We start from the raw sequence: 5,137 nt of genomic DNA, 5'->3' as shown, positions 1-5,137 counted from the left end.
GATCATCCTCCCGCCGCTGACCAACGAACTCGTCCTGCTCTTCAAGGACTCCTCGCTGGTGCTGTTCCTCGGTGTGACGCTTCAGGAACGCGAACTGTCCAAGTTCGGCCGTGACCTGGCCAGCCAGACCGCCAACTCCACGCCGACATTCTGCGAGAGCACATCGACAGCGTTTACCGGAGTTTGAATTCGGCGTAATTCTTGAATTCATTCCGAGGGCAGCTTCCCCTAGTCTTCTGCCCGCTTTCTTCGAACCTAAACGCAAAGATTCCGCGAACACCAACCAGACTAATTCGGGCAGGTCTCGTGAGAGTTACATGGCTGTGACGCGTTCCACATCACGTCCGGTTTGTGTGGTATTAAGGGGGCAAATGGGGCGTTCCGTGGGGCCTCAACCGCTTTCCTCACGCCCGCGTGATAACACGTCCCAGCCGTACACGTAACCCCTGACGGCCATGCAATTTCGAATTTCCCTCGGTAAATTCAATTCGCATGACTGCCGCACAAGCAGACCTGCAAATCGACCGTCCGGCGGTGGCCGACGGGGCCGCGCTGTGGCGGATTGCCAGAGACTCCAAAGCCCTCGACCTCAACTCGTCGTACAGCTATCTGCTGTGGTGCCGCGACTTCGCCGGCACGTCGGCCGTCGCCCGCGACGAGCGCGGGGAGCCGGTCGGCTTCGTCACCGGGTACGTCCGGCCGGACCGCCCGCGCACCCTGCTCGTCTGGCAGGTCGCCGTGGACGACGCCTACCGCGGCCGCGGCATCGCCGCCGCGCTGCTCGACGGGCTCGTCGCACGGGTCGGCGGCGAGTACGGCATCACAAGCGTCGAGACCACCATCACACCCGGCAACACCGCATCCGATCGGCTGTTCGACTCCTTCGCCGAGCGGCACGGGGCCGCGCTGGAGCGCGAGGTGCTCTTCCCCACCAGCCTGTTCCCGGACGGGCCGCACGACCCCGAGGTCCTGTACCGCATCGGCCCCCTCTCCGTCTGACTTCCCCCCACGCAACGAGGAGCGATTCGTCGTGACCATCACCCAGCCCGACCTCAGCGTCTTCGAGACCCTGGAGTCCGAGGTGCGCAGCTACTGCCGCGGCTGGCCCACCGTCTTCGACCGTGCCCGGGGCAGCCGCATGTACGACGAGGACGGCCACGAGTATCTGGACTTCTTCGCCGGCGCCGGTTCGCTGAACTACGGGCACAACAACCCCGTCCTCAAACGGGCGTTGATCGACTACCTGGAGCGCGACGGCGTCACCCACGGGCTCGACATGTCCACGGGTGCCAAGCGTGCCTTCCTCCAGACCTTCCAGGACCTGGTGCTGCGGCCGCGCGACCTGCCGTACAAGGTCATGTTCCCCGGGCCCACCGGCACGAACGCCGTGGAGTCGGCGCTGAAGCTGGCCCGGAAGGTGAAGGGGCGCGAGGCCATCGTGTCCTTCACCAACGCCTTCCACGGGATGTCCCTGGGGTCGCTGGCCGTCACCGGAAACGCCTTCAAGCGCGCCGGCGCCGGCATCCCGCTGGTGCACGGCACGCCCATGCCGTTCGACAACTACTTCGACGGCACCGTCGAGGACTTCCTGTGGTTCGAGCGGCTCCTGGAGGACCAGGGCTCCGGGCTCAACAAGCCGGCCGCCGTGATCGTGGAGACCGTGCAGGGCGAGGGCGGCATCAACGTCGCCCGCCCGGAGTGGCTGCGCGCGCTCGCCGAGCTGTGCGAGCGCCAGGACATGCTGCTCATCGTCGACGACATCCAGATGGGCTGCGGCCGTACCGGTGCCTTCTTCTCCTTCGAGGAGGCGGGCATCACCCCGGACATCGTCACCGTGTCCAAGTCCATCAGCGGCTACGGACTGCCGATGTCGCTGTGCCTGTTCAAGCCCGAGCTGGACATCTGGGAGCCGGGCGAGCACAACGGCACCTTCCGCGGCAACAACCCCGCCTTCGTCACGGCGACCGCCGCGCTGGAGATGTACTGGGCCGACGGCAGCGCGATGGAGAAGCAGACCCGGGCGCGCGGCGAGCAGGTCGAGCAGGGGCTGATCGCCATCTGCGAGGAGAACCTCGCCGACGTCAAGGAGTACCGGGGCCGCGGCCTGGTGTGGGGCATGGAGTTCCACGACAAGGAGCGGGCCGGCCGGGTCGCGCGGCGCGCCTTCGAGCTCGGGCTGCTCGTGGAGACGTCCGGCCCGGAGAGCGAGGTCATCAAGCTGCTCCCCGCCCTCACCATCACCCCGGAAGAGCTCGACGAGGGACTGCGCGTCCTGGCCCGCGCCGTCACCGAGACCGCCTGACCGGCGCCGACAGACCCCCGATCGGCGGACGGCCTGCCCGACAGGCCGTCCGTCCGGCCGGGAGCATCTGAACACCCCCACCTAGGAGGCATCGCAACACCGTGATCGTCCGTTCGTTCAAGGACATCGAAGGCACCGACCGCCATGTGAAATCGGCGTCCGGCACCTGGGAGAGCAAGCGCATCGTCCTCGCGAAGGAGAAGGTCGGCTTCTCGCTGCACGAGACGATCCTGTACGCGGGTACGGAGACGTCGATGTGGTACGCGAACCACATCGAGGCCGTCGTCTGCGTCGAGGGCGAGGCCGAGTTGACCGACCACGAGACCGGGCGGACGCACACGATCACGCCCGGGACCATGTACCTCCTGGACGGCCACGAGAGGCACACGCTGCGGATCAAGAAGGACTTCCGCTGCATCTGTGTCTTCAACCCGCCCGTGACCGGCCGGGAGGACCACGACGAGAACGGTGTGTACCCGCTGCTCACCGAGCCCGAGGAGGTGTGAGGACCATGACCGCCAACACCGTCATGACCGGAAACGTCGCCGATCTCTACCCCAGCCGCGGCGCCACCGAGGTGTCGACCCCGCGTCAGGACCCCGTCGTGTGGGGCGCGCCCGACACTCCGGGCCCGATCCCGGCCGGCGACCTCCAGTCGTTCGAGCGTGACGGCTTCCTCGCCATCGACCAGCTGATCTCCGCGGACGAGGTCGCCGTCTACCATCGCGAGCTGGAGCGGCTGGTCACCGACCCGGCGATCCGCGCGGACGAGCGGTCGATCATCGAGCCGAAGTCCAAGGAGATCCGGTCCGTCTTCGAAGTGCACAGGATCAGCGAGGTGTTCGCTGCTCTGGTGCGCGACGAGCGGGTCGTCGGCCGGGCGCGGCAGATCCTCGGCTCGGACGTGTACGTCCACCAGTCGAGGATCAACGTCAAGCCGGGCTTCGGGGCGAGCGGCTTCTACTGGCACTCGGACTTCGAGACCTGGCACGCCGAGGACGGGCTGCCGAACATGCGGACGGTGTCCGTCTCGATCGCGCTGACCGAGAACCACGACACCAACGGCGGGCTGATGATCATGCCCGGCTCGCACCGCACCTTCCTCGGATGTGCGGGGGCCACGCCGAAGGACAACTACAAGCAGTCCCTCCAGATGCAGGACGCGGGCACGCCGTCCGACGAGGCGCTGACGAAGATGGCGTCCGAGTACGGCATCAAGCTCTTCACGGGCAAGGCCGGTTCGGCGACCTGGTTCGACTGCAACTGCATGCACGGCTCCGGCGACAACATCACGCCGTTCCCGCGCAGCAACGTGTTCATCGTGTTCAACAGCGTCGAGAACGCTGCCGTAGAGCCTTTCGCGGCTCCGGTACTGAGGCCGGAGTTCATCGGCGCACGGGACTTCACCCCTGTGAAGTGACCCTCACAGCCACGCCAGCGACGCGGCCCGCTCCAGTACGTTCCGTACGGCGGCCGCGTCGCCCGTGGCGCCCCTGGGCACCGTCTCGGGGGTGTACCGCCCGCCGACCAGCAGGCAGAAGTCGTAGGGATCGAGGCTGAGTTCGGCCCGTACGGGCTCGGCCTCGGAGCCCAGCACCCATTCCGCGCCCCCGGTGACCGAGAACAGCACCGGGGGCGCGGTGGGTCCCAGGGCCAGGCCGAGGATGCGGACGGCGAGGCGGACCAGCCGGTCCAGGTGCTCCGGCAGCGGCAGCGGGACGGCCAGGCCGAGTGCGCGGCCGATGTCGTCGGTGTGGATCCACGTCTCGAAGGCGCGCACCAGGAAGTGGTCGGCGACGGGCAGCCGCATCCCCATCAACATCACGGCCCGCGCGGCGAGTTCGGCGTCGCGGGCCTCGGGCGTCGCGAGCAGCGCGTCCGCCTGCGCGGCCCAGTCGGCCACGGTCTCCTCGGGCGTACGGCCGTGCTCGTGGGCGATGACGTCGGCGCTACGGCGGTTCCAGGCGTCCTCCCAGTGCGCGCCCTGCTCGATCCGCGAGGGCGGCACGCGCGCGTCGACGCCGAGCCGGCCGGCCAGGTGCTCGTCGGCGGCGAGGAGGTGGGCGACGGTGGCATGCGCGTCCCAGTCGTGCACGACCGGTGTGGTCCAGCGGCCGGCGAGCTCGGGCAGCAGCGCCTTGAGTCCGGCGACGGCGGCGGCGTAGGGGGCGGCGTGCCCGGCGACGCGGGAGACGGCCGGCCGGGTGCGCAGGGCGAGGGAGAGCACACCGTCGGCCGTTCGTGCGGGAGCGTGGAGCGGCGGCCCGTCGAGCAGCCGTACCGTCTCCTTCAGTCTGGCCGCCTCGGCCGCGCAGCTCTCGCACCGGGCCAGGTGCGCCGGGACCGTCTTCTCCTCGGCCGGGTCGAGGGCGCCGAAGGCCCAGGCGGCCAGCAGGTCACGTACCGCCTCGTGCCCGTCGGTCATCGTGCACCTCCTCTGCGTGCCTGCTCTCTGCGTGCCTGTGCTGCGAGCACTTTTCCCGCCTGCCCGGCGAGTACCCCTCTCGCCATCATGCGCCCCTTTCGAGCGCCGGGTCCGGCGGGTCGGCCAAAGTTTCCGCCAAGGAGCGCAGGGCGCTGCGCAGCCGGGTCTTGGCCGTGCCCTCCGGTATCCCCAGTTCCACGGCGGCCTGCCGGTAGGTGCGGCCGGCGAAGTAGGCGAGGTGCACGACCTCGCGTTGCGGCTGCGGGAGTTCGGCGAGGGCAGAGTGCAGCAGCAGGGAGCGCTCCCGGTCGACGACCGTCTCGTCGGGGCCGGGACCGGCGTCCGGGATGGCCTGGAGCGTGGAGTCGTCGGCGCCGGCGTCCTTGCGGTGCCGGGCCTCGCTGCGCACC

At 69.0% G+C, this 5,137-nt stretch carries 6 protein-coding genes and 1 pseudogene; 5 read left to right on the top strand and 2 right to left on the bottom strand.

Annotation, left to right across the window (positions count from 1 at the left end):
- The 5 genes and pseudogenes from EAO75_RS22090 to thpD all read left to right on the top strand — a co-directional run.
- Positions 1–187 (top strand): annotated as a pseudogene (locus EAO75_RS22090) (hypothetical protein); the annotation flags it as partial.
- Between the two features lie 305 nt (positions 188–492).
- Positions 493–999: a diaminobutyrate acetyltransferase gene (gene ectA / locus EAO75_RS22085; protein ID WP_147996784.1), complete on the top strand. Its 507-nt coding sequence runs from the start codon at positions 493–495 to the stop codon at positions 997–999.
- Positions 1,000–1,030: 31 nt separating this feature from the next.
- Positions 1,031–2,302 carry a diaminobutyrate--2-oxoglutarate transaminase gene (ectB, locus tag EAO75_RS22080; protein WP_147996783.1) on the top strand — a complete coding sequence of 424 codons (1,272 nt, stop codon included), beginning with the start codon at positions 1,031–1,033 and terminating at the stop codon, positions 2,300–2,302.
- A 101-nt stretch (positions 2,303–2,403) separates the two neighbouring features.
- Entirely contained in the window at positions 2,404–2,808 is a 405-nt protein-coding gene (locus tag EAO75_RS22075; protein ID WP_147996782.1) for an ectoine synthase, read from the top strand.
- Between the two features lie 5 nt (positions 2,809–2,813).
- Positions 2,814–3,722 carry an ectoine hydroxylase gene (gene thpD, locus EAO75_RS22070; protein ID WP_261989381.1) on the top strand — a complete coding sequence of 303 codons (909 nt, stop codon included), beginning with the start codon at positions 2,814–2,816 and terminating at the stop codon, positions 3,720–3,722.
- 3 nt (positions 3,723–3,725) lie between these two features.
- Here thpD and EAO75_RS22065 read toward each other — a convergent pair whose 3' ends face one another.
- The gene (locus EAO75_RS22065) at positions 3,726–4,727 is read right to left on the bottom strand and encodes a maleylpyruvate isomerase family mycothiol-dependent enzyme (protein ID WP_147998015.1); all 1,002 of its coding nucleotides are present in this window, start codon (positions 4,725–4,727) and stop codon (positions 3,726–3,728) included.
- An 85-nt stretch (positions 4,728–4,812) separates the two neighbouring features.
- On the bottom strand, positions 4,813–5,137 hold a 325-nt coding region (locus EAO75_RS22060), incomplete at its 5' end, for an RNA polymerase sigma factor (protein ID WP_147998014.1).

The organism is Streptomyces sp. UW30, from assembly GCF_008042075.1.
Classification (GTDB): Bacteria; Actinomycetota; Actinomycetes; order Streptomycetales; family Streptomycetaceae; genus Streptomyces.
The sequence above is the reverse complement of the archived record's forward strand: the minus strand, read 5'-3'. Positions and strand labels throughout refer to the sequence as shown.

Coding starts and splice junctions, on each gene's coding strand:
- EAO75_RS22065 (WP_147998015.1), bottom strand. CDS start 4,727: ATGACCGACGGGCACGAGGCGGTACGTGACCTGCTGGCCGCCTGGGCC.
- thpD (WP_261989381.1), top strand. CDS start 2,814: ATGACCGCCAACACCGTCATGACCGGAAACGTCGCCGATCTCTACCCC.
- ectA (WP_147996784.1), top strand. CDS start 493: ATGACTGCCGCACAAGCAGACCTGCAAATCGACCGTCCGGCGGTGGCC.